The 24,216-nt window shown below is 57.7% G+C and carries 22 protein-coding genes; 10 read left to right on the top strand and 12 right to left on the bottom strand.

Annotation, left to right across the window (positions count from 1 at the left end; all coding sequences use genetic code 11):
• Window positions 1–104: 104 nt before the first annotated feature.
• The 5 genes from I6L58_RS11890 (at window position 105) to cysE (ending at window position 3,216) form a co-directional block, all read left to right on the top strand.
• The gene (locus I6L58_RS11890) at window positions 105–536 is read left to right on the top strand and encodes a rhodanese-like domain-containing protein (RefSeq protein ID WP_006177745.1); all 432 of its coding nucleotides are present in this window, start codon (window positions 105–107) and stop codon (window positions 534–536) included.
• Window positions 537–547: 11 nt separating this feature from the next.
• Window positions 548–799 (top strand): glutaredoxin 3, encoded by a 252-nt coding sequence (gene grxC, locus I6L58_RS11885; RefSeq protein ID WP_058610502.1) that lies wholly within the window; start codon window positions 548–550, stop codon window positions 797–799.
• Between the two features lie 32 nt (window positions 800–831).
• Complete coding sequence (gene secB / locus I6L58_RS11880) at window positions 832–1,299, top strand: protein-export chaperone SecB (protein ID WP_088209008.1); 468 nt, start codon at window positions 832–834, stop codon at window positions 1,297–1,299.
• Window positions 1,299–2,318, top strand: a complete 1,020-nt coding sequence (gene gpsA / locus I6L58_RS11875; protein WP_006177748.1) for an NAD(P)H-dependent glycerol-3-phosphate dehydrogenase — start codon at window positions 1,299–1,301, stop codon at window positions 2,316–2,318. The genes secB and gpsA overlap by 1 nt, the downstream gene beginning before the upstream one ends.
• A gap of 76 nt (window positions 2,319–2,394) precedes the next feature.
• Window positions 2,395–3,216, top strand: coding sequence for a serine O-acetyltransferase (gene cysE, locus I6L58_RS11870; RefSeq protein WP_006177749.1), 822 nt, complete (start codon window positions 2,395–2,397; stop codon window positions 3,214–3,216).
• Between the two features lie 23 nt (window positions 3,217–3,239).
• On the opposite strand, the gene trmL is transcribed toward cysE, so the two are convergent.
• The 9 genes from trmL to I6L58_RS11825 form a co-directional block, all read right to left on the bottom strand.
• Window positions 3,240–3,719, bottom strand: coding sequence for a tRNA (uridine(34)/cytosine(34)/5-carboxymethylaminomethyluridine(34)-2'-O)-methyltransferase TrmL (trmL, locus tag I6L58_RS11865; protein ID WP_006177750.1), 480 nt, complete (start codon window positions 3,717–3,719; stop codon window positions 3,240–3,242).
• A gap of 45 nt (window positions 3,720–3,764) precedes the next feature.
• On the bottom strand, window positions 3,765–5,105 hold the full coding sequence (locus I6L58_RS11860; RefSeq protein WP_088209009.1) for an MFS transporter: 1,341 nt from the start codon (window positions 5,103–5,105) through the stop codon (window positions 3,765–3,767).
• A gap of 178 nt (window positions 5,106–5,283) precedes the next feature.
• A complete protein-coding gene (gene lldD, locus I6L58_RS11855) occupies window positions 5,284–6,471 on the bottom strand; it encodes an FMN-dependent L-lactate dehydrogenase LldD (RefSeq protein ID WP_006177753.1) in 1,188 nt (395 codons plus the stop codon).
• Window positions 6,468–7,241 (bottom strand): transcriptional regulator LldR, encoded by a 774-nt coding sequence (gene lldR, locus I6L58_RS11850; protein ID WP_006177754.1) that lies wholly within the window; start codon window positions 7,239–7,241, stop codon window positions 6,468–6,470. The genes lldD and lldR overlap by 4 nt, the downstream gene beginning before the upstream one ends.
• On the bottom strand, window positions 7,238–8,893 hold the full coding sequence (gene lldP, locus I6L58_RS11845; RefSeq protein ID WP_088209010.1) for an L-lactate permease: 1,656 nt from the start codon (window positions 8,891–8,893) through the stop codon (window positions 7,238–7,240). The genes lldR and lldP overlap by 4 nt, the downstream gene beginning before the upstream one ends.
• A gap of 334 nt (window positions 8,894–9,227) precedes the next feature.
• Window positions 9,228–9,590 carry a YibL family ribosome-associated protein gene (locus I6L58_RS11840; RefSeq protein ID WP_088209011.1) on the bottom strand — a complete coding sequence of 121 codons (363 nt, stop codon included), beginning with the start codon at window positions 9,588–9,590 and terminating at the stop codon, window positions 9,228–9,230.
• A 57-nt stretch (window positions 9,591–9,647) separates the two neighbouring features.
• The gene (gene mtlR, locus I6L58_RS11835; RefSeq protein ID WP_006177759.1) at window positions 9,648–10,238 is read right to left on the bottom strand and encodes a mannitol operon repressor MtlR; all 591 of its coding nucleotides are present in this window, start codon (window positions 10,236–10,238) and stop codon (window positions 9,648–9,650) included.
• On the bottom strand, window positions 10,235–11,383 hold the full coding sequence (mtlD, locus tag I6L58_RS11830) for a mannitol-1-phosphate 5-dehydrogenase (protein ID WP_042321357.1): 1,149 nt from the start codon (window positions 11,381–11,383) through the stop codon (window positions 10,235–10,237). Before mtlD ends, mtlR begins: the two co-directional genes overlap by 4 nt.
• A 102-nt stretch (window positions 11,384–11,485) precedes the next feature.
• On the bottom strand, window positions 11,486–13,393 hold the full coding sequence (locus tag I6L58_RS11825; RefSeq protein WP_006177761.1) for a PTS mannitol transporter subunit IICBA: 1,908 nt from the start codon (window positions 13,391–13,393) through the stop codon (window positions 11,486–11,488).
• A gap of 455 nt (window positions 13,394–13,848) precedes the next feature.
• Between I6L58_RS11825 and I6L58_RS11820 the strand changes: the two genes are divergently transcribed.
• The 3 genes from I6L58_RS11820 (at window position 13,849) to selB (ending at window position 17,798) form a co-directional block, all read left to right on the top strand.
• Window positions 13,849–14,457, top strand: a complete 609-nt coding sequence (locus tag I6L58_RS11820; RefSeq protein WP_088209012.1) for a glutathione S-transferase — start codon at window positions 13,849–13,851, stop codon at window positions 14,455–14,457.
• Window positions 14,458–14,559: 102 nt separating this feature from the next.
• Complete coding sequence (gene selA, locus I6L58_RS11815; protein ID WP_088209013.1) at window positions 14,560–15,945, top strand: L-seryl-tRNA(Sec) selenium transferase; 1,386 nt, start codon at window positions 14,560–14,562, stop codon at window positions 15,943–15,945.
• Window positions 15,942–17,798: a selenocysteine-specific translation elongation factor gene (gene selB / locus I6L58_RS11810; protein WP_088209014.1), complete on the top strand. Its 1,857-nt coding sequence runs from the start codon at window positions 15,942–15,944 to the stop codon at window positions 17,796–17,798. The genes selA and selB overlap by 4 nt, the downstream gene beginning before the upstream one ends.
• On the opposite strand, the gene I6L58_RS11805 is transcribed toward selB, so the two are convergent.
• The gene (locus I6L58_RS11805; RefSeq protein ID WP_042321363.1) at window positions 17,795–18,670 is read right to left on the bottom strand and encodes an ROK family protein; all 876 of its coding nucleotides are present in this window, start codon (window positions 18,668–18,670) and stop codon (window positions 17,795–17,797) included. The genes selB and I6L58_RS11805 overlap by 4 nt on opposite strands.
• A 165-nt stretch (window positions 18,671–18,835) precedes the next feature.
• Here I6L58_RS11805 and aldB point away from each other — a divergent pair, with 165 nt between their 5' ends.
• A complete protein-coding gene (gene aldB / locus I6L58_RS11800; protein WP_088209015.1) occupies window positions 18,836–20,374 on the top strand; it encodes an aldehyde dehydrogenase AldB in 1,539 nt (512 codons plus the stop codon).
• Here the strand turns inward: aldB and I6L58_RS11795 are convergent.
• Window positions 20,371–21,333 (bottom strand): LysR family transcriptional regulator, encoded by a 963-nt coding sequence (locus I6L58_RS11795; protein WP_088209016.1) that lies wholly within the window; start codon window positions 21,331–21,333, stop codon window positions 20,371–20,373. The genes aldB and I6L58_RS11795 overlap by 4 nt on opposite strands.
• Before the next feature lie 119 nt (window positions 21,334–21,452).
• On the opposite strand from I6L58_RS11795, the gene I6L58_RS11790 reads away from it, so the two are divergent.
• On the top strand, window positions 21,453–22,193 hold the full coding sequence (locus I6L58_RS11790; RefSeq protein ID WP_088209017.1) for a MipA/OmpV family protein: 741 nt from the start codon (window positions 21,453–21,455) through the stop codon (window positions 22,191–22,193).
• A gap of 63 nt (window positions 22,194–22,256) precedes the next feature.
• Here the strand turns inward: I6L58_RS11790 and I6L58_RS11785 are convergent, their stop codons facing one another.
• On the bottom strand, window positions 22,257–24,212 hold the full coding sequence (locus tag I6L58_RS11785; protein ID WP_088209018.1) for a glycoside hydrolase family 127 protein: 1,956 nt from the start codon (window positions 24,210–24,212) through the stop codon (window positions 22,257–22,259).
• Between the last annotated feature and the right edge of the window lie 4 nt (window positions 24,213–24,216).

The following is a 24,216-nucleotide window of genomic DNA, read 5'->3' as shown; positions in this document are numbered from 1 at the left end:
GCAGAAAATCGATTAGCTTATTGTCGCTGGCTGTATTTGCCACAACGCACAGGTATACTCCTGTCCTGGTTTTTTTATCACTTAGTCGGGAGTTGTTACCCCCCATGCAAGAAATTATGCAATTTGTTAGCCGCCACCCGGTTCTGAGCATCGCGTGGATTGGCCTGCTGGCCGCCGTATTGTTCACGACCTTTAAGGGGCTAACGTCTAAAATTAAGGTGATCACCCGGGGTGAAGCCACGCGTCTGATTAACAAAGAAGATGCCGTGGTGGTCGATCTGCGTCAGCGTGATGATTTCCGCAAGGGCCACATCGCCGGTGCGATCAACCTGCTGCCCGCTGAAATCAAAGCCAACAACGTCGGTGAGCTTGATAAGCATAAAGCCCAGCCGATTATCGTTGTTGACGCGACCGGCATGCAGGCGCAGGAATCTGCCAGCCTGCTGCATAAAGCGGGCTTCGAAAACGTCTCTGTGCTGAAAGAAGGTATTTCCGGCTGGAGCGGGGAAAACCTTCCTTTGGTTCGCGGTAAATAAGGAGTTAAGTGATGGCCAATATCGAGATCTACACCAAAGCAACGTGTCCTTTCTGCCACCGTGCAAAAGCGCTGCTGAACAGCAAAGGCGTAACCTTCCAGGAACTGCCGATTGATGGTGACGCGATCAAACGCGAAGAGATGATTCAACGTAGTGGTCGCACGACGGTTCCGCAGATTTTTATTGATGCGCAGCACATTGGCGGCTGTGATGACTTGTATGCGCTCGACGCCAGCGGCGGACTCGATCCTCTGCTGCGCTAAGAGACTTTAGGACAATTAAAAAGGGTTTTTCCATGTCAGAACAAAACAACACCGAAATGAGTTTCCAGATCCAGCGTATCTATACCAAAGATGTCTCTTTCGAAGCGCCAAATGCGCCGCACGTTTTCCAGAAAGATTGGCAGCCAGAGGTTAAACTTGATCTTGATACCGCATCCACCCAGCTGGCGGATGACGTGTATGAAGTCGTACTGCGCGTGACTGTGACCGCTTCACTGGGCGAAGAAACTGCATTCCTGTGCGAAGTACAGCAGGGCGGCATCTTCTCCATCGACGGTATCGAAGGCAACCAGATGGCGCATTGCCTGGGTGCATACTGCCCGAACATCCTGTTCCCGTATGCCCGTGAATGCATCACCAGCCTGGTCTCTCGCGGTACGTTCCCGCAACTGAACCTTGCGCCAGTTAACTTTGATGCGCTGTTCATGAACTATCTGCAGCAGCAGTCTGGCGAAGGTGCCGAACAACATCAGGATGCCTGATGAGCACTGTTAATGCTTCAATGACTGTGATCGGTGCCGGCTCATACGGCACCGCTCTTGCTATCACCCTGGCAAGAAATGGTCACGACGTGGTCCTGTGGGGCCACGATCCCAAACATATCGCGACGTTGCAACACGACCGCTGCAATGTGGCGTTTCTTCCGGACGTTCCGTTCCCTGACTCCCTGCACCTCGAAAGCGACCTCGCGACCGCGCTGGCCGCCAGCCGCAACATTCTGATTGTGGTGCCAAGCCATGTCTTTGGCCAGGTGCTGCGTCAGGTTAAGCCGCTGATGCGCCCCGATGCGCGCGTGGTGTGGGCGACGAAAGGGCTCGAAGCAGAAACCGGACGCCTGTTGCAGGACGTTGCCCGCGAAGCGCTGGGCGATGCCATTCCGCTGGCGGTGATTTCCGGGCCGACGTTTGCCAAAGAGCTGGCCGCTGGCCTGCCGACGGCCATCTCGCTGGCCTCAACCGACCAGGCGTTCTCAGACGATCTCCAGCAACTGCTGCACTGCGGCAAGAGCTTCCGCGTGTACAGCAACCCGGATTTCATCGGCGTTCAACTGGGCGGCGCGGTAAAAAACGTGATTGCGATCGGTGCCGGAATGTCAGACGGCATTGGGTTTGGCGCAAACGCCCGTACGGCGCTGATCACCCGTGGCCTGACCGAGATGTCGCGTCTTGGCGCGGCGCTGGGTGCCGACCCGTCCACCTTTATGGGGATGGCCGGTCTGGGCGACCTGGTGCTGACCTGTACCGACAACCAGTCGCGTAACCGCCGCTTTGGCATGATGCTTGGGCAAGGCATGGATGTACAAGGCGCGCAGGAGAAGATTGGTCAGGTGGTGGAAGGTTACCGCAATACGAAAGAAGTCCGCGAGTTGGCACACCGTTTTGGTGTCGAAATGCCAATAACCGAGGAAATTTATCAGGTATTGTATTGCGGAAAAAATGCGCGCGAGGCAGCATTGACCCTGTTAGGTCGTTCGCGCAAGGACGAGCGCAGCAGCAACTAGCCGCAGGGAACCGTTGTCACCCAACGATACGGCCAGCAGAGACTGGCCGATCGTACTATTACGTCTGGAGCAAGCAATGCCGTGTGAAGAACTGGATATCGTCTGGAACAATATTAAAGCCGAAGCGCGAGCTTTAGCTGACTGCGAGCCCATGCTGGCCAGTTTCTACCACGCGACGCTGCTCAAGCACGAAAACCTCGGTAGCGCCCTGAGCTACATGCTCGCCAACAAGCTGGCCTCCTCAATCATGCCGGCTATTGCCATCCGTGAAGTGGTGGAAGAGGCCTATGCCGCCGACCCGGAGATGATCGCCTCTGCCGCCTGCGATATTCAGGCCGTGCGCACGCGCGATCCGGCTGTCGACAAATATTCTACGCCGCTGCTGTACCTTAAGGGCTTCCATGCGCTTCAGGCCTACCGCATCGGCCACTGGTTGTGGAACGAGGGCCGCCGCGCACTGGCTATCTTTCTGCAAAACCAGGTTTCCGTGACCTTCCAGGTGGATATTCACCCGGCGGCGAAAATTGGCCGTGGGATCATGCTCGATCATGCCACCGGCATCGTGGTGGGTGAAACGGCGGTGATCGAAGATGACGTCTCGATTCTGCAATCGGTGACCCTGGGCGGTACCGGAAAAACCAGCGGCGATCGCCATCCGAAGATCCGTGAAGGGGTGATGATTGGCGCGGGTGCCAAGATCCTCGGCAACATTGAAGTGGGGCGCGGCGCGAAAATCGGCGCGGGTTCCGTGGTGCTGCAGCCCGTTCCACCGCACACCACCGCCGCTGGCGTACCGGCGCGTATCGTCGGTAAGCCAGACAGCGAAAAACCGTCAATGGACATGGATCAGCACTTCAACGGCATTCACCACACCTTCGAGTATGGTGACGGCATCTGAGTCTCTGCCCGGTGGCGCTGCGCTTACCGGGCCTGCCTTAATATCGCGCCGGGATACCCAAGCTGGCGCCACGCTTCATACACCACTACCGACACCGCATTTGACAGGTTCATGCTGCGGCTGTCCGGCATCATCGGAATACGAATTTTTTGCTCGGCAGGCAGGGCGTCCAGAATTGTCGCCGGCAGGCCGCGTGTTTCCGGGCCAAACATCAGATAGTCACCGTCCTGATAGCTCACGGCGCTGTGCGCGGGCGTGCCTTTGGTCGTCAGGGCGAACATGCGCTGTGGTTTTTCCGCGTCCAGAAAGGCCGCGTAATCAGGATGGCGAACCACGGCGGTAAATTCATGGTAATCCAGCCCCGCGCGACGCAGGCGTTTGTCATCCCACGCAAAGCCCATCGGCTCAATGATATGCAGACGAAAGCCCGTGTTGGCACACAGGCGAATGATATTACCGGTATTTGGTGGAATTTCTGGTTCGAATAAAACGATGTTAAGCATGCTGCCCCCTTAATTGCGGGGGCAGAATAGCAGAAAGCAGCGGTCTTACGCGATGCCGGGATCCTGCGACCGGCAGCGCAGCATTTTAAAGACCGTAGCCGCGGCGGCCAGCAGCGCGGGCAGGCTCAGGAACATCAGGATGCTGTCCGCGTGCCACTGCAACGAGAGCAGCTGCGCGCTGGTCATCGTGCCCGCCACGCCGCCGAACCGGCCTATCCCCTGCATCCATGCGATGCCGGTTGCACGGCAATCGGTGGGATAAAACGTGGCGGCCAGCGTCTGCATCCCGGATTGCGCGCCGTTCATGGTGATCCCCATCAGGAAAATAAGCCCGCCAAACAGCACGATGTGGTTGTGCTCCAGCCCCAGCGTAAGAATTAACACCATGGTGATGAAGAACCCGCCCGCCACCACCTTGTGCGCTTCCCAGCGATCCATCATCCAGCCTGCCAGCAGGATCCCGGCGGTGCCGCCGAAGGTAAAGAGCGAGGTGAGCCAGGCGGATTCCGCCAGCGGGTAGCCCATGCCGAGCATCAGCGTCGGCATCCAGTTCAGCAGCACGTAATAAATTACCAGGCCCATGAAATAGGTGACCCACAGCATCAGCGTGCCGGGAAGCCAGGGCATTGAGAAGAGTTGCGCGACGCTGCCTTTTTTGCGCGTGGCGCGCTCCTCCGCCAGATAAAAACCCGTTACCGCGTCGAGCGGCGCGGCGGCGAAGCGAGCGGCAATGCGCTTGATCTGCATAACGTCTTTACCACGCTGCACCAGATACTTCACCGATTCCGGCAACAGCAGCGCCAGCAGCACGGTGAGCACCAGGGGGGCAATCGCCCCGGCCAACAGTACGCTTTGCCAGCCGTGGTTCGGGATTAGCCAGGACGAAATGGCTCCGCCGCCTGCCGCGCCCAGAGGAAACCCACAGTACATGGTATTAATGGCCCGGGAACGGCAGCGCTGCGGCGCAAACTCCGAAATCAGCGTAATGGCGTTCGGCATCGCCGCGCCCAGGCCAAGGCCGGTGAAAAACCGCCAGATCGTCAGCGAGTTAAGGCTCTGGGCGTAGGCCGTTGCCAGGCTCGAGAGGCCGAAAAAGAGGCAGGAGAAGACCAGCACGCGCTTGCGGCCAATGCGATCGGAAACCGGCCCGGCAATGAGTGCCCCCAGCGACAAACCCAGCAGGGCGGCACTCAGCACGGGGCCAAGATCCTGTTTAGCGATCCCCCACTCCGTCGAGAGCGTCGGGGCGATATAGCCCATCGCGGCGGTATCAAAGCCGTCTATTGCCAGGACCAGAAACCCCAGAACAATCAGCACCCAGTGGAGCCGGGAAAAGGGGCTGTCATCAATCACCTGCTGGATATCCACCTTGCCTGAATACGTCATACGCGACTCTCCGATGTGATGTTTTTTTATGCTGTTGTATTTGCTTGTCTATACAACTGCGATCGGCGCAGAGATGTCAAATTAACTTATCCAAAATGTTATGCAGGTGTTATTTTGCACAAAAAAAGCGTTCAGCCGGATACCGACTGAACGCGTGAAGTGGAAAGCGCGAAACAGATCAGGCCGCGTTTCCTTGCGACAGCGGAGCCAGCGCGGCGGGTAATTTACTCAGCTCCTGTACCAGCGAATCTTTGCTGATTTCGCTAATCGATTTCGCGCCGGTCAGCGTCATGGCGACTTTCATCTCTTTCTCGATCAGGTCCAGCAGGTTCGCCACGCCCGCCTGGCCGCTGGTGGCCAGGGCATACAGATAAGCCCGACCAAGCAGCACGCTGTCAGCGCCGAGGGCGATCATGCGCACCACGTCCAGCCCGTTGCGAATGCCGCTGTCGGCCAGAATAGCGATATCGCCTTTTACCGCATCGGCAATGGCGGGCAGGGCGCGCGCGGAAGAGAGCACTCCGTCGAGCTGACGCCCGCCGTGGTTTGAGACCACAATCCCGTCTGCGCCAAAGCGCACCGCGTCACGGGCATCTTCCGGATCGAGGATCCCCTTGATCACCATCGGGCCGTCCCAGAATTCGCGGATCCACTCCAGGTCTTTCCAGGAGATCGACGGATCGAAGTTATTCGCCAGCCAGCCGATGTAATCCTCCAGCCCGGTCGGTTTGCCCAGATACGCTGAGATGTTCCCCAGATCGTGCGGGCGGCCATTGACCCCCACATCCCACGCCCACTGCGGATGGGTCACCGCCTGCCAGTAACGGCGCATCGCAGCATTCGGGCCGCTCATGCCGGAGTGGGCATCGCGGTAGCGCGCGCCCGGCGTGGGCATATCGACGGTAAAGACCAGCGTGGAACAGCCCGCCGCTTTGGCGCGCTCCAGCGCGTTGCGCATAAAGCCGCGATCGCGCAGAACGTACAGCTGGAACCACATTGGGCGTTTGATAGTGGGGGCGACTTCTTCAATCGGACAAACGGAAACGGTGGAAAGCGTAAACGGAATGCCTTTGGCATCCGCCGCCGCTGCCGCCTGGACTTCACCGCGGCGGGCATACATGCCGCACAGGCCAACCGGGGCAAGCGCGACGGGCATGGAGAGCGTTTCGTTAAACAGCTTCGTCTCAAGGCTCAGATCGGACATATTCTTCAGCACGCGCTGGCGCAGAGCTACTTCAGACAGATCTTCCACGTTGCGGCGCAGGGTGTATTCGGCATACGCCCCGCCGTCGATATAGTGGAACAGGAACGGCGGCAAAATGCGCTGCGCCGCGGCGCGATAGTCACTGGCTGCTGAAATAATCATGCTTTGTTCTCCCTGGAAATATCGTTGTCGCCAGGCAGACGGGTAATACGCGCCTGTCGGGCCTGATCTTCATCGAAGCGTTTAATGGTGGTATGTACGAAGCTGAGATGCGCCATCATCGCCTTGCGTGCGGCCTCAGCGTCGCCGGCCAGAATGGCGTTAAGCACGGCGTCGTGCTGTTCGGTTAACTGAGCAAAAACGGGCGGGACCAGATACATGCGCTGGCGGCTCTGTTTAACGGAGGATTGCAGCAGGTCAAAGAAGCCGCGCATGGTTTGCAGAAGAACCACGTTGTGCGAGGCTTCGGCAATCGCCAGGTGAAAACGCACGTCCGCCTGGGAAGCGATATCCGGGTCACGGCTTTGTGTCGCCTCAAAGCAGATTTTGAGCTTCTCTTTATCGGCCTCAGTTGCGCGCATCGCGGCATGCCAGGCGGTGCTGGCTTCGATGGCGTGGCGGGCTTCAAGGATATCGAAGCTGTAGTCCGGGTCGTTCTCCATCAGCGTTTTCAGAGGCTGAACGATATTTTGTTCGGACCAGTCGTCATGCTGCCAGCGCACAAAGGTACCGCCGCCGCGACGGCTCAGCAGCACCCCTTCGCTGATCAGCGTCGCCAGCGCCTCGCGCAGTGAATTGCGCGACACACCAAGCTGGGCGGCAAGCTGGCGCTCGGCGGGCAATTTCATGCCCGCCTCCAGCTGCTGTTCTTCAATCAGCGCCCGCACGCGAGAGGCAATCTCGTCGGACAGGCGTCTGGGCATCACTATCATGGAATCATCCAGGTTAAGACATAGGCCTGCAGCGTGGTGATCACCCCCACCATGCAGGTAAATATCAGGCTGTGTTTTACGGTAAAGCGGAACAGATCCGACTCTTTCCCCACCAGTCCCACCGCGGCACAGGCAATGGCGATGGACTGCGGCGAAATCATCTTGCCGGTCACACCACCGGTGGTATTAGCTGCGACAAGCAGGACGTCGGAGACGCCAATCTGCTGTGCCGCCGTCGCCTGCAGGGCCGCAAACAGGGCGTTGGACGAGGTATCCGACCCGGTCAGGAACACCCCCAGCCAGCCGAGGAACGGCGAGAAGAAGGTAAAGGCGTGCCCGGTATGTGCCAGAGCCAGAGCCAGCGTCGACGACAGCCCGGAGTAGTTCGAGATAAACGCGAACGCCAGCACCATCCCGATGGAGTAGATCGGCAGCGCCAGCTCTTTCAGCGTGCTGGCAAACGTCTGCACCGCGGCGGCAGGCTTCATGCGCAGCCACACAATGGAAAGGATAGCGGCAAACAGGATGGCCGTACCGGTAGCGGAGAACCAGTCGAACTTGTAGACCGCCGCATACGGCGTGGCATCGTGAACCACCGGCGGCATGCGGGCGACCATCTTGTCGAGGAACGGTACAGAGATGTTAATCATCATGTCGTACAGCGCGCCGCCCGGGGCGAAGAGGGCTTTAAACGGCGGAATGCTCCACAGCGTTACGGTAGCGGTCAGGAACAGGAATGGCGACCACGCGCGAACAATCTGCCCTGGGGTATACCCCGTACGCGCCAGGGTTTGATCGACCTGGGACGCGCCCATATCGGCAAAGCGGAAAATACGCACCGGCTGCCAGCGTCTGAGGAACAGCGTCAGGCACACCAGCGACACCAGCGAAGAGATAATGTCCGGCAGCTCGGGGCCGAGGAAGTTAGAGCTAAGATACTGGGCGATAGCAAAAGAGCCGCCCGCGACCATCACCGCAGGCCAGGTCTCCTTCACGCCGCGCCAGCCGTCCATAATCGCCATGATCCAGAACAGCACGATGATGGTGAGGAACGGCAGCTGGCGGCCAACCATCTGGCCGATCTCGAAGCTGTCCAGCCCGGTGACCTGCCCGGCGACCAGAATCGGAATCCCCATCGCGCCAAACGCTACCGGCGCGGTGTTCACAATCAGGCACAGGCCAGCGGCATACAGCGGGTTAAAGCCCAGACCGACCAGCAGCGCGGCGGTAATCGCCACCGGCGCACCGAAGCCTGCCGCCCCTTCGAGGAACGCCCCGAACGAGAAACCGACAATCAGCATCTGCAGGCGCTGGTCAGGCGTGATGGAAAGAATCGACGAGCGGATAATGTCGAACTGCCCGGTTTTCACCGAGATTTTATAGACAAACACCGCCGCGATGATGATCCAGGCTATCGGCCACAGGCCGTAGAAAAAGCCATACACAACCGACGCCAGCGCGCGGTCGACCGGCATTTTGTAGAAGAGCAACGCCACCAGCAGGGCGATGGCCACGGTCCAGGTTGCGGCAAGGTAGCCCTTCAGCTTGAGCTTAATCAGCGCGAAGAAGAAGAACAGGATTGGAAGCGATGCGATCAGGCTAGACAGCCAGATATTCCCGGCCGGATCGTAGTTTTGTTGCCAGAGGCTCATGCAGGTCTCCTGAGGACCACACGATCGGTTCGGCGGTGAGTCTGTGCTCATCTCTGCGTCACAGTCAGTGTAAAAGTGGTCCTGCCAATAAGGTGATGTAGGGTTAATGACAACAAATGGTTAATCAAATGTTATGCGTGAGCAATGGTTTTGTGAGCGGTAATGGCAGAAGTGTGAACCAGTGGACAGTCAAAAGGGGGATTGGTTGGGCCAATTTTGGGCGGGGTAAGGCCTGATGCCCTCACCCCGGCCCTCTCCCACAGGGAGAGGGAGAAAACCGTTCAGATCCCTCGTCCCTTTGGGGAGGGGGAGGGTGAGGGTGAGGGGAAACTATTCAGAATGCCGTCTTACAAAAGCCCGTCATCTCTTTCAGGCCCATTTCACGGCCAAGTTCAGTCATCGGGTGAACCACCACCAGGCCACGGACGCTTTTCTTCAGCTTGCCCATGTCGGCCTGCTCTTTTTTGGTGATCGCGCGGCGGTGCGGCATATCCATCAGCTTCTGCGCTTCTTTGCTCAGCTTCTGGCCTTTAACTTCGCGCAGGCGCTCAATTTCTGCTTCCAGCTTAGCGACCTCTTTTTCCAGTTCAGCGTACTTCTCGGCGGAATCAACCAGCGAGAGGCCCGCCATCTGGTGACGGATCAGATCCAGACGGTCGCTCAGGCGTTTAATCTCGTTCTTTTCGACTTCTTTCATAACACATACTCTAAATTCGGGGGATTTACCGGGAAGGATACAACAAAGTGCGCAGGCTTACTTCTGAAACGCTTTTTTTAAGCTGATTCGTGAAATCAGCTCAGTCAGGGAAAGGACCATGGTAGAGCGAACAACTTGCTGATAACGCAGCTTTTGCATCGCATACAGCTCAGGATCGCTGTTATCGAAGTGGGGTGCCGGGGGCAGGGCGGTCACGCAGTGCAGCTCGCCGAACGGCCCGAGGATCTCATCATCGGTAAAGGCGTATTCATTACCGTCATGATTTAACTCTTCGCGCAACGCCATCAGCAGCTCGGCATCTTCATACTCGGGCCTGCTCAGCACGCCAAGACCGTAGATCAGCTTCAGGCGCACCGATAAATCGCCCAGCGGTCCGTCGCCGTCCAGTAACGGTTCTACAGCATATTTTACCGCGTAGTCGTCTTTGCGGAACACCTGAAGCACCAGAATGTTCACTGCCTCGGTCAGTAACTCGACGGCAGCAATCAGGAAGCTTCGTACGGTTTTGCCAGCATTCAGACGCTCAAGCACACGGTTTTCAAAGGCCTGGGTTTGTTCCATTATTGCCTGCATATCTGACAATCTGTAATTTGGGCGCAGGCTAACCTGCGCCGCATTCTGCATCATTTGGTTGCGTTATAAGCGTTAACCGCCTCCACAACCACGTTGCTGTTGGCGTCCAGACCAGAGATCTGCGCCAGCGCAGCCTGAGGGCCTTCATCGCCAATCAGTTGCGCCAGTTCCTGTGCCTGCGGGTCCTGCTCGCTGCGATAGTGCATTGCGGCGGCAATCCCTTTCACCAGGTTGGCATGCGGCAGACCGTATTCCAGCGTGCCCAGCAGCGGTTTAATCAGACGGTCGCCCGCGCTCAGTTTGCGCAGAGGCTGACGTCCCACGCGCTCGACGTCATCTTTCAGGTACGGATTCTCAAAACGTCCGAGGATTTTCTGAATGTAGGCTGCATGCTTATCGGCATCAAAACCGTAGCGTTTAATCAGCACCGCGCCGCTCTCTTCCATTGCGCCTTTCACCACCGCACGGATGTTCTCATCAAGGATTGCATCACGGATGGTCTGATGACCGGCCAATTTGCCGAGGTACGCGGTTATAGCATGCCCGGTGTTAAGCGTGAAGAGTTTACGTTCGACAAATGCCATCAGGTTGTCGGTTAATTCCATTCCCGGAATGGTCGGCAGCGCGCCTTTAAACTGGGTTTTATCAACGATCCACTCGCTGAAGGTTTCAACGGTGACTTCCAGCGGATCGTGGGTGGCCGATTCTGACGGCGGAACGATGCGGTCCACGGCGGAATCAACAAAACCGACGTGCGCCTCAACCCAGGCCTTGTCTTCGTCCGCCACGGCGGCCATAACGTGGGCTTTCAACTGCGTGGTGCCGCGCACCATGTTCTCACAGGCGATAATGTTCAGCGGCGTTTCAATGCCCTGTGCTTTACGTTTAGCCAGGCCTTTCGCCACGGCAGGGGCAATGCGCTCCAGCACAACCGGGCCGACGGCGGTGGTGACCAGGTCAACGTGGGCGATAAGGTCGATAACCTCGTCGCCAATGCTGCTCACCGCATCCACGCCAGACACCGTCTCAACCTGTTCGTTTTCGCCGACAACGTGGACCTGGTAGCTATGACGGGCATTCAGGGCGTCGAGCACCACCTGGTTCACATCGGCGAATGTCAGCGTAATGCCTGCGTCTGCCAGCAGTTTGCCGATAAAACCACGACCGATATTACCTGCGCCAAAATGTAATGCTTTCATAGAGTTAACCTTCATTAATGTTTTTACCCGAGAGGGCTGGGGTGAGGAACTTTTCCCCTCACCCTAGCCCTCTCCCCAACGGGGAGAGGGAAGAGAACGGACTTACTTGTTCAACAGCGCCAGCACTTCTTCTACGCTGGTGGTGTTGGCCAGACGCTCGATGACGGTGTCGTCATCCAGGGCGTTGGTCAGGCTGGTAATCACCTGGATGTGCTCGTTGTTGCGAGCGGCGATACCAATCACCAGACGGGCGATGTCATCTTCTTCTTCACCGAAGCGTACGCCCTGCGGATACTGGCAGAACACGACGCCGGTTTTCAGCACGCGGTCTTTCGCTTCAACCGTACCGTGTGGAACCGCAATGGATTCGCCGAGGTAGGTTGGCGTCAGTTTTTCACGTTCCAGCATCGCTTCAACGTATTCTGGCTGAACGTACCCGCCAGCAACCAGCTGCTCACCCGCGAAGCGAATGGCGTCTTCTTTCGTGGCAGCGGTACGGCCAAGGAAGATGTTTTCCGCGCCCAGTCTGAACAGGTGCGCATTGCTCTCGTCAAAGCTGTCCTGCAGGCTGGTACGCACTTTCACTTCATTATCTTCGTGACGCTGCGCAGCAACCAGACGTTCGGTCAGGCTGGCGTACAGGCCGCTGTCGAGGAAGTTGGTCAGCGAAATGTGCTGTGCCTGAGGCACCTGGCGCATCGCACGCTCGGTCAGATCGCGGTGCGTAATCACCAGGTCAACGTCCGGCGGCAGGCTGTTGATCGCGCTGTTGGTGACGGAGATATTGGTCAGGCCCGCATCCTGCACTTTCTTGCGCAGTACGCCTGCACCCATTGCGCTGGAACCCATACCGGCGTCGCAGGCAACGATGATTTTACGTACGTGGCTCAGGTCGTTAGAGACATCGCCAGCCGCCAGCGGTGTTGCGCCTTTGGATTCTGCTTTCATGTCATGCATACGACGGGTTGCCGCTTCGATATCGTCTTCTTCTTTCACCTTGCTGGTTTTCAGCAGGATAGCCGACACCACGAAGGAGACCGCCATCGCCGCACAGATAGCGGCGATGTTAGCGAAGTAAGCGCCTTTCGGGGTCATCGCCAGTACCGCCAGGATAGAGCCTGGAGAAGCTGGAGAAACCAGACCACCACCCAGCACGCTCAGCGTGAACACGCCAGTCATACCGCCGAGGATAACGGCCAGGATCAGACGTGGGTTCATCAGCACGTACGGGAAGTAAATTTCGTGGATACCGCCCAGGAAGTGGATGATTGCCGCGCCGCCCGCAGACTGTTTTGCACTGCCGCGACCAAAGAACATATACGCCAGCAGAACGCCCATACCCGGACCCGGGTTCGCTTCAATCAGGAAGAAGATGGACTTGCCAAGGTCATGCGACTGCTGGATACCCAGCGGGGAGAAGATACCGTGGTTAATGGCGTTGTTGAGGAACAGGATTTTCGCCGGTTCAACAAAGATAGACGCCAGCGGCAGCATGTCGTGCGCCACCATGAAGTTAACGCCTGCCGCCAGAATTTTGGACAGAACTTCAACCGCAGGGCCAATGCCGAGGAACGCCAGAATCGCGAGGATCATCCCGATGATGCCCGCAGAGAAGTTGTTCACCAGCATTTCGAAGCCGGATTTGATCTTACCATCCACCCAGACATCGAATTTCTTAATCGCCCAGCCGCCCAGAGGACCGGCAATCATCGCGCCGAGGAACATCGGCATATCCGCGCCGACGATCACGCCCATGGTCGTAATGGCACCCACTACGCCACCGCGATCTCCGCCGACCAGACGACCACCGGTATAACCGATGAGCAGCGGCAGCAGATAGGTAATCATTGGGCCAACAAGTTTCGCCAGCGTTTCGTTAGGCAACCACCCTGTCGGAATAAACAATGCGGTGATAATACCCCACGCGATAAACGCGCCGATATTTGGCATCACCATGTTGCTGAGAAAACGACCAAAGCTTTGAACTTTGATCTTGAAATCGGATGACATAAAACACCCCTTCTTATGTTTACGCTTAGGCTTACGGCCCGAGGTTTATCGTTAATGTGCGGCGGCAGAGGTAGCCGGGCCCTGTTCTGATGCTGTGAAATCTGGCATTGAATCGTTCAACTGTCCAGACAACGAAAATTTGTGTGATCTCAATCACGTAAATGTAGGGGGTATGCCATTTAATGAAGTGATCGCGATCACATAACCAATGCATAAAAAAAATACAACGAGCATAAAGTAAGCAAAATACCCGACGTTTTGTGATTCGCATCACATTTGCTCGCCGCGTGTTTGTTTCGATATTGTGATTGAATTCACAAAATATTTGCATGCAGATTTGTCCTGATGTCATTCGGGGTAACGCTGTGCAAGGAGGAAGGAATGCGATACGCATACCTGCCTTTTTCCATCGATTGTTCCATACTGACGTTTTTCGCGGCATCAAGGATCAGGCAATGAAACTCGTCGGCAGCTATACCAGTCCCTTCGTGCGTAAAATTTCAATTCTCCTGCTGGAGAAAGGGATTGCGTTTGAATTCGTAAATGAACAGCCTTACAACGCCGAAAACGGCGTGGCGCAGTACAATCCGCTGGGAAAAGTCCCGGCGCTGGTGACGGATGAGGGCGAATGCTGGTTTGATTCCCCGATTATTGCGGAATACATCGAACTGCTGGGGATCGCGCCCGCGATGCTGCCAGCCGATCCGAAAGCGGCGCTGGCGATGAAGCAAACAGAAGCCCTGGCGGACGGCATTATGGACGCGGCACTTGCCTCCGTGCGCGAGCAGGCAAGGCCAGCAGCCCAGCAGTCGGAAACGGAGCTGCTGCGTCAGCGGGAAAAAATCAGCCGCAGCCTGGACCATTGTGAACAGCTGATCCGGGACGGGAAAATTCAGAATGACGATCTCAACCTGGGAACCATTGCCATTGCCTGCGCCATTGGCTACCTCAACTTCCGCCGGGTTTCGCCTGGCTGGTGCGTAGACCGTCCGCTGCTGGTGAAGCTCGCTGAGACCCTTTTCCAGCGCGAAAGCTTTGCCCGTACCGAACCGCCAAAGGCTTGATGCGGGTTATAACACTTAGCGGCCAGAGGCGTTACAATCCCTCCCATGTTAACTCCCTCTCCCGTCGGGAGGGGGGATGATATCCATTCGCCGGGCGCATCCATGACTACTCATCGTTCTCTCTACAGCCACATTCCTGCTACCGATCGGCTTCTGCGTGATCCCCACTTCTTAACCGTCGTCGACCGTTTCGGCCATACCGCGACGGTCGATATACTGCGTCTGCTTCAGGAAGAGGTGCGGGAACATATTCAGGCAGAGAATGCCTTACCGGACTGGTGCGCGGACTGGGGGCAGGAGGCGGAACGGCGGCTGTCGGCTAACGCGCAGGGTGCTCTGCGTCCGGTGTTTAATCTGACGGGAACGGTACTGCATACCAACCTGGGTCGTGCGCAGCAGGCCGAAGAGGCGGTCGCGGCGGTTGCTCAGGCCATGCGTTCGCCGGTCACGCTGGAGTATGATCTGGATGGCGCTGGCCGGGGCCATCGCGATCGGGCGCTGGCGGATTTGCTCTGCCAGCTCACCGGTGCTGAAGACGCCTGCATCGTGAATAACAACGCGGCGGCTGTGCTGCTGATGCTGGCAGCGACGGCCAGCGGCAAAGAGGTGGTGGTCTCGCGCGGCGAACTGGTGGAGATTGGCGGTGCGTTCCGCATCCCGGATGTCATGCGTCAGGCGGGCTGTGCGCTGCACGAAGTGGGCACCACCAATCGCACCCATGCAAAAGATTATCGCGCGGCGGTCAACGAAAATACCGCGCTGCTGATGAAGGTCCACACCAGCAATTACCATATTGAAGGTTTCACTAAAACGGTCGACGAGGCCGGGCTGGCCGCTATCGGGCGTGAACTGAACGTGCCGGTTATTGCCGATCTCGGCAGCGGTTCGCTGGTGGATTTAAGCCAGTACGGGCTGCCGAAAGAGCCGATGGTGCAAGAGACGATTGCGGCAGGCGTAAGTCTGGTGAGCTTCTCCGGCGATAAGCTGCTGGGCGGGCCGCAGGCCGGGATCGTCGTCGGCAAACGTGAGCTGATTGCGAAGCTGCAACAGCATCCGCTCAAGCGCGCGTTGCGTGCCGACAAAATGACTCTTGCAGCGCTTGAAGCGACGCTGCGGCTCTACCTCCATCCGGAGAAGCTGGCCGAACGGCTACCAACGCTGCGTCTGCTGGCGCGGGATGCCGCCTCGATTCGTGCGCAGGGCGAGCTACTGCTGCCGCAGGTTGCCCCGTACTATGCCGGGTTTGACGTGCGCGTTGAATCTTGCCAGTCGCAGATTGGCAGCGGCTCGCTGCCGGTAGACAGACTGTCGAGCGCCGCGCTGACGTTTACACCACGCGACGGACGCGGCAGCCAGCTTGAGGCGTTATCGGCCCGCTGGCGTGCGCTGCCTGCGCCGGTTATCGGACGCATATACGACGGACGCATGTGGTTAGACCTACGCTGTCTTGAAGATGAAGAACAGTTTCTGGAGATGCTGTTGAAATGATTATTGCCACCGCCGGTCACGTTGACCACGGAAAAACCACCCTGCTGCAGGCCATTACCGGCGTGAATGCTGACCGCCTGCCGGAAGAGAAAAAACGCGGCATGACCATCGATCTGGGCTATGCCTACTGGCCGCAGCCGGATGGTCGCGTGCTGGGCTTTATTGATGTGCCGGGGCACGAAAAGTTTTTGTCGAACATGCTGGCCGGGGTCGGCGGCATCGATCATGCGCTGCTGGTGGTGGCCTGCGATGACGGCGTGATGGCGCAAACCCGCGAACATCTGGCGATCCTACAGCTCACGGGCAATCCGCAGCTCACCGTTGCCCTCACCAAAGCCGACCGCGTGGATGACGCACGCAGGGACGAGGTCAGGGAGCAGGTGCAGGGCGTGCTGCGCGAATACGGTTTTGCCGATGCGCCGCTTTTTGTCACCGTGGCGACCGAGGGGCGCGGGATAGATGCCCTGCGCGACCATTTGCAGCAGCTGCCGTCGCGCCAGCGCGCGAGCCATCACCGCTTTCGCCTGGCCATCGACCGGGCGTTTACCGTCAAAGGGGCGGGTCTGGTGGTCACAGGCACTGCGCTGAGCGGCGAAGTGAACGTCGGCGATACGCTCTGGCTGACGGGCGTGAATAAGCCGATGCGCGTGCGTGGTCTGCATGCCCAGAATCAGCCGGTGGAACACGCCCATGCCGGGCAGCGCATCGCGCTAAACATTGCGGGCGATGCCGAAAAAGACCGCCTTAACCGTGGCGACTGGCTGCTATCCGCTGCGCCACCGGAGCCGTCTGAGCGGGTCATTGTCTCTCTGCACAGCTTCACGCCGCTGACGCAGTGGCAGCCGTTGCACATCCATCACGCCGCCAGCCATATTACCGGGCGGGTATCGCTGCTGGAAAACAACCTCGCCGAGTTGGTGCTTGATTCCCCGCTGTGGCTCGCGGATAACGACCGCCTGGTGCTGCGCGATATCTCGGCGCGGGAAACGCTGGCCGGGGCACGGGTGGTGACGCTGGATCCGCCCCGTCGCGGGAAGCGTAAGCCGGAATACCTGCAATGGCTGGCGGCGCTGGAGCAAGCCGACGATGATAAAGCCGCGCTGCTGACGCATCTCGAACGCGGCGCGGTAAACCTGAGTGATTTCGCGTGGGCGCGCCAGCTGAGCGGTGAAGGCCTGGGGGAACTGGCGCAGGAAGAGGGCTTTATCCAGGCCGGAAACAGCCTGCTCAATGCCCCGGTCGCAGCACGCTGGCAGCGTAAAGTGTTGAACACGCTCGCCACCTACCACCAGCAGCATCAGGATGAACCCGGTCCGGGACGCGAGCGCCTGCGTCGCATGGCGCTGCCGATGGAAGATGAAGCGCTGGTGCTGCTGCTGATTGAAAAAATGCGCGAAAGCGGCGCGATCAAAAGCCACCACGGCTGGCTGCACCTGCCGGAACACAAAGCCGGCTTCACCGCCGAGCAAGAGGCGATATGGCAAAAAGCGGCGTCGTTGTTCGGCGATGAGCCATGGTGGGTGCGCGATCTTGCGCGAGAAACCCACACCGACGAGCAGACCATGCGTCAGGTCTTACGCCATGCGGCGCAGCAGGGGCTGATTGTGGCGATCGTGAAAGATCGTTATTACCGCAACGATCGCATTCTGGCGTTTGCAAACCTGATACGCGATCGCGATCGGGTGCAGGGGTCAACCTGTGCGGCGGACTTCCGCGACCAGCTGAACGTGGGGCGCAAGCTGGCGATTCAGATCCTCGAATATTTCAACCGGACAGGCTTTACGCGTCGTCGGGGCAACGATCATCTGCTTCGCGACGCGCAGCTGTTCCCGGAACAAGGTGAGGCGCGTTAAGCGCGGTTCTGCTTTGCCAGCCAGACGGCACCCAGGCGGCCCGCCTGATTGCCCAGTTTACACGGCAGGATCGGCACCTTGAGCGCCTCCCACTCCTCAAAACGCTGTAAATACTTATCGAGCAGGAGATAGACTTTCTCCTGCTCGCTGATGCCGCCGCCAATCAGCACCGCCTGCGGATCAAACATGGAGATCACGCTGTAGACGCCGCGGGACAAAAAATGCGCCCACTCTTCAATGGCCTCACGCAGATGAACGTCGCTGTCCATACGTTTAAACAGCTCTTCACCGTGGGGCATTTCATCTTCGCTGAGCCGTAACGCGCGGCTGCAGGCCTTCATCAGGCCGCTGGCAGATGCCACCTCGTGCATGCATTCGCCGTTATTGCCGACGGGAAGCACGCCAAATTCACCCGCCCGATAGTGCGAGCCGCGATAAAGGTCGCCTTCCATCACGATCCCGCCGCCGATACCCGTGCCGATGGTGATGCAGACGAAATGCTCGTAATCTTTCCCTGCCCCTTGCCAGCGTTCGCCCAGCGCCGCGCAGTTGGCGTCGTTTTCGATGGTCACGGGCAGGTCGGTCAGCTCTGCAAAAAGCGCACACAGGTTTTTGCCGTCAAGATACTCAAGCGCGCCTGCTTTCGCCGCTTCGCCGGTATGGTGATTGATATGGCCTGGAAAGCTCACCCCGATGCCGACAACGTCATGCTCCTGCTGGTACGCTTCCACCACCGCTTTCCATTTCTGTTTAAAGGATGCTTCATCCTCCGGTGTGTCGTACTCCTCAGACGTCAGTTCCTTGCCGTTTTCATCAATCACGCCGTGTTTGATGTGGGTTCCGCCCACGTCAAAGCCAATAAATAGCTGCATCGCATCGTTCCTCATGAGCCTTTAAGCTATTAAGTATGGCTCAGCGGCAGAAACGAAACGTAAAGTACGGTAATCCGTGATACGGCTCGTAAACCCGTCACCGGCTGGCGAGAAAATAGCCAGCCGGAACTACCCTTGATGTACACCAACAGCAAGGAGACGGTCATGACAAATAATCCTCCCTCATCGCGCATTCAGCCTGGCGAGTATGGTTTTCCTCTTAAGCTAAAACCCCGTTATGACAACTTTATCGGCGGCGACTGGGTGGCCCCCGTCGACGGCGAATACTATTCCAACCTGACGCCCGTCACCGGGCAGCCGCTGTGTGAAATTGCCAGCTCCGGCAAGCGTGATATCGATCTGGCGCTGGATGCGGCGCATAAGGTCAAGGATAAGTGGGGACAGACCTCTGTGCAGGATCGGGCTGCCATCCTGTTTAAAATCGCCGACCGGATGGAGCAAAACCTGGAGCTGCTGGCGACAGCGGAAACCTGGGATAACGGTAAGCCGATCCGCGAAACCATGGCGGCAGACGTTCCGCTGGCGATCGACCACTTCCGCTATTTTGCCTCCTGCATCCGCGCCCAGGAGGGCGGTATCAGCGAGGTCGACAGCGACACCGTGGCGTATCACTTCCACGAGCCGCTAGGGGTGGTGGGGCAAATCATTCCGTGGAACTTCCCGCTGCTGATGGCGAGCTGGAAAATGGCCCCCGCGCTGGCAGCGGGCAACTGCGTGGTACTCAAGCCTGCACGCTTAACGCCGCTCTCCGTGCTATTGCTGATGGAGGTGATTGGCGATCTGTTGCCGCCGGGCGTCATCAACGTGGTCAACGGCGCAGGGGGCGAAATTGGCGAATACCTGGCGACCTCAAAACGCATCGCCAAGGTGGCCTTTACCGGGTCGACGGAAGTGGGCCAGCAGATCATGCAGTATGCGACCCAGAACATCATCCCGGTTACGCTGGAGCTGGGCGGGAAGTCGCCGAATATCTTCTTTGCCGACGTGATGGATGAGGAAGACGCCTTCTTCGATAAGGCACTGGAGGGGTTTGCGCTGTTCGCCTTCAACCAGGGCGAAGTGTGTACCTGCCCCAGCCGGGCGCTGGTTCAGGAATCGATTTATGAGCGCTTTATGGAGCGGGCGATCCGGCGCGTAGAGTCGATTCGCAGCGGCAATCCGCTGGATAGCGTGACGCAGATGGGCGCGCAGGTCTCCCACGGGCAGCTGGAAACCATCCTTAACTACATCGATATCGGTAAAAAAGAGGGTGCCGATGTGCTGACCGGTGGCCGTCGTAAGCTTCTGGGCGGCGATCTGCAGGAGGGCTACTATCTTGAGCCAACGATCCTGTCTGGCAAGAACAGCATGCGCGTCTTCCAGGAGGAGATTTTCGGCCCGGTGCTGGCCGTGACCACCTTCAAAACCATGGAGGAGGCGCTTGAAATCGCCAACGACACCCAGTACGGCTTAGGGGCTGGCGTATGGAGCCGTAACGGTAATCTGGCCTATAAGATGGGGCGCGGCATTCAGGCGGGACGCGTGTGGACTAACTGCTATCATGCCTATCCGGCGCATGCGGCCTTCGGGGGCTATAAGCAGTCAGGCATTGGGCGGGAAACCCACAAGATGATGCTGGAACACTATCAGCAGACGAAATGCCTGCTGGTCAGTTATTCCGATAAACCGTTAGGGCTGTTCTAATCATCCTGTTCAGGCCGCCCGGGGGTGGCCTGAACCAGCTGCTGGCGCAGGCAGTCAAGAATGGCGTCCAGGACGTACTGGACGCGCCAGGGCTGGTACTCGCGTTTTTTGAAGATGGCGGTGAGATCGAGCCACCACTCGTCCTGGTGTGGAAAGCAGGGGACGAGCGTCCCTTGCGTTAACTCGCTTTTCAGGCTCACTTTCGGAGCAAAAACAATGCCCAGATTATTACGGGCCAGCTCCAGCGCGGTTTGGGTATTATCGCAAATATAATTGCCGGTGACTTTATAATCGCAGATGTCGTTACTGCCAGGGACGCGGAAAGGCCAGATATTGGCGTCATTAACCATCATCGAATCGATGAGAATGCAGGAATGATCTTTTAAATCCTGCGGGCTGCTAATAGGATGTTGTTTTAAGTAATCGACCGTTGCAAACGCCGTAACGGAATACTTTCTCAATACCGTTGCCACTAAACTTTCATCTTTTGGCGGGGCGTAGGTAATTAAAATATCGCAGTCGTCGGGAAAAGAGACGCCCTCGGAGAATTCACTGCGCTCAAGATTATAGGTTTTCAACGAGAGGCGGATGTCGCCAATGTCTTCAATAAGATGGATAACGTTGCGCGCCAGGTAGGTCACAATGCCCGTCGGGGCGTATATCGTCACTTTTCCTCGCTTCTCATGTTTATAATCAGCAATGAAATTAACGAGTTGGTTGTTCTTATCCAGTGACGCATTGATGTAGGGCAACAGCGCCTCGCCGAACGGCGTGAGCGCGAGCTGGCGCGTGGTGCGCTCGAACACCTTAAGGCCAATGCGGTTTTCAAAATCAGCGAGATATTTGCTGACGTTGGCCTGCGCCATCCCCAGCAGAGCGGCGGCATCCCCAATGCTGCGCGTTGCGGCGATAATAGAAATTATTTTTAAATCTCGCGGCTTTAACTGCAGGTTAAGCATCTTGCGTATCCATTTATATCATTGCCGATATACTATTATATAATCAGCTGCGTTGCTTTGGTAAATTTGTAACCATTATTATGCGTCTCGTTTACCTGCGTATAAATGGATTACATGGAATGACTGTTAAATATAATTTACTGATTGCTGTCGTGTTATTTTCGTCATTCTCCGCAATGGCTGACGGTTTTTCTCTCGGGGCGGGGGCGGTATTTAATGAATCGCCTTACAAAGGGTATAACCAAAATACGACCGCCTTGCCGTTAATCAGCTATGAAGGCGATCGTTTCTACGTGCGTCAAACCACCGGTGGGTGGATTATGTGGAAGGACGACAAAAACGAACTCAGCCTCACTGCCTCCTGGATGCCCCTGCATTTTGATCCGGACGACAATGACGACCACCAGATGAAACGCCTGGACGAGCGCAAGGCATCCGCTTTCCTGGGCGGCGCATATTATCGTCATGAGCGCTGGGGCAGCCTGAAACTGGCGCTCTCCGGCGACGTGATGGATGAAAGCGGCGGCACGATCGCTGAAATCTCGTATTTCCACCCGATTCGCATGGAACGCCTGATCCTGACCCCCTCCGTCGGCGTGTTCTATAGCGATAAAAGCTATAACGACTATTACTATGGCGTATCCGACAGCGAGTCTCGCCGCTCAGGGCTGGATGATTACACTGCGGATGACAGCTGGACGCCATACGTTGGCCTGGCGGCGAAATATCAGCTGACAAAAAGCCTGTTCATCACGGCCAGCGCGGTATACACGGTTTTACCGGACGACGTGAAGAACAGCCCGATGATCGACCGCGACGACAGCGTCGCGCTGATGACCGGCGTGGCCTGGCGTTTTTGATGTCGAAAGCCGGGTGACGGTTTACGCCCTCTCTCGTGGGAGAGGGCAACAGGCTAGCGCGATTTAGCCTTCATCGACCCAAATCCGCATTTCCCCTTCTCCCCGGTTAGCCCAGCTAAACCACGGAATAAAGGTCAGCGTGCGTGGCTCACGATGTACCGGGGCGCGATCGTACTGCCAGAGCGCGTCTGAATTGGCCTGCGCGGCGCACCGCGCGACGCCCTCTGCCTGAATCACCATTTTATGGGCAAACATGCCTTTTCCTTCAAAAACACGGAATTCGCTGTCAGCGGGCAGGGACAGGTTGTGCAGCCCGGTGCCGTTGTCTGCTTCCTCCAGACAATAGACCAGCGGACCGCGCTGCAAAGCGACTTTACCCGCCTGCTGGCGAACCTGGGGATTACCGTACACCCGACGAACCGGCATCGGCAGCGTCAGCGTTAACACATCGCCCTCCTGCCAGCTGCGGCGCAGGTAGAGGTAGCCACGCGATACCTCACCCGTCACCGCTGCGCCGTTCAGCGATACTTCGGGATTTTCGCACCAGTCCGGCAGCCGGAGCGCCAGCGTGTGGGTGACCGGAACGGGCGAGGCGATCTCAATGTTAACCTGCTCATGCCACGGGTAATTTCCGCTGATACGCAGCCGCAGCTGCTGATCGCCAACCGGGACGGCGATGTCGTTCCCGACATACAGATTGATGAATAACGTTTCCGGATGAAGGGTATAGATGTAATGACCCAGCGACGTCAGCACGCGCGCGATGTTCGGCGGGCAGCAGGCACAGCCAAACCAGCGCTGGCGGACGGGTTTGACATGGTCATAAATATGGTTAAACGCCAGCGTTTTGGGATGCACTTCAAGCGGGTTCACGTAGAAAAAATGCTTACCGTCGAGCGCCATTCCGCCCAGCACCGTGTTGTATAACGCCCGCTCCATCACGTCGGCATACTGGCTGTCTGCCTCCATCTCCAGCATCCGGCGGGCAAACATCATCAGGCCGATAGAGGCGCAGCTTTCTGCATACACCGTATCGTTAGGCAGATCGTAATCGCTGCTGAAGGCCTCGCCGCTGCTTTGCGAGCCGATCCCGCCCGTGATGTACAGCTGGCGCTGGGCCATATTTCTCCACAGCCGCAGGCAATCCTGGCGTTTGCCGTCGTCGTTACTCAGGCGAGCCAGATGCGCCATGCCCGCCATCAGGTACACAAAACGCACCGCATGGCCGATAGCCGTTTGCTGTTCTGAAAGCGGCTGGTGGGCCTGGCTGTAGGCTTTGTCTTTGACCATCCAGGCCGGGCCGTAGTTATGCCAGTGCGAGGTTCTGCCGCGCTTCTCGTATTCGATATCATAGAAATGGGGCGTCGTGCCGCGCGCCTCAATAAAGTAATTCACCAGCGCCATGTAGCGCGGCTCTTGCGTGACGTCATAGAGCCGCATTAGCGCCAGCTCAATTTCCGGATGGCCTGGATAACCATGCAGCTGTTTTTCCCCTGGCCCAAAGACGCTGTCGATATGGTCCGCCAGCTTACAGACGACCTCCAGCAGGCGGCGCTTTCCGGTACCCTGAAACCAGGCCACGCCCGCTTCAATCATGTGTCCGGCGCAGTAAAGCTCGTGGCATTCGGCGAGGTTGGTCCAGCGCTCGCCGGGGGCTTTGACCGTAAAGTAGGTGTTCAGATAGCCGTCCTCGCACTGCGCCGCTGCGACAAGTTCGATCACCTCATCTGCGGTTTGTTCCAGTTCGGGATCGGGTTTTTGGCACAGCGACCACGCCACGGCCTCAAGCCATTTCGCCACGTCGCTGTCCTGAAACACCATACCGTAAAACTCCCCGTCCTCCAGACCTGCCGCAATGCGGAAGTTGGTGATGGCGTGGCTTGTCTCCGCATCCGCAACGCGGTCGTTCAGCGCATTCCACTGATACGGGATCACCACGTCGCGAACCAGCCGCTGGTACTGGCCGAGAAACGGATCGTTAATTTTCAGGTTATGCAGGTTGGCTTCCATTAGGGTCATGACA

It is taken from the genome of Enterobacter cancerogenus, assembly GCF_019047785.1.
Classification (GTDB): Bacteria; Pseudomonadota; Gammaproteobacteria; order Enterobacterales; family Enterobacteriaceae; genus Enterobacter; species Enterobacter cancerogenus.
The sequence above is the reverse complement of the archived record's forward strand: the minus strand, read 5'-3'. Positions and strand labels throughout refer to the sequence as shown.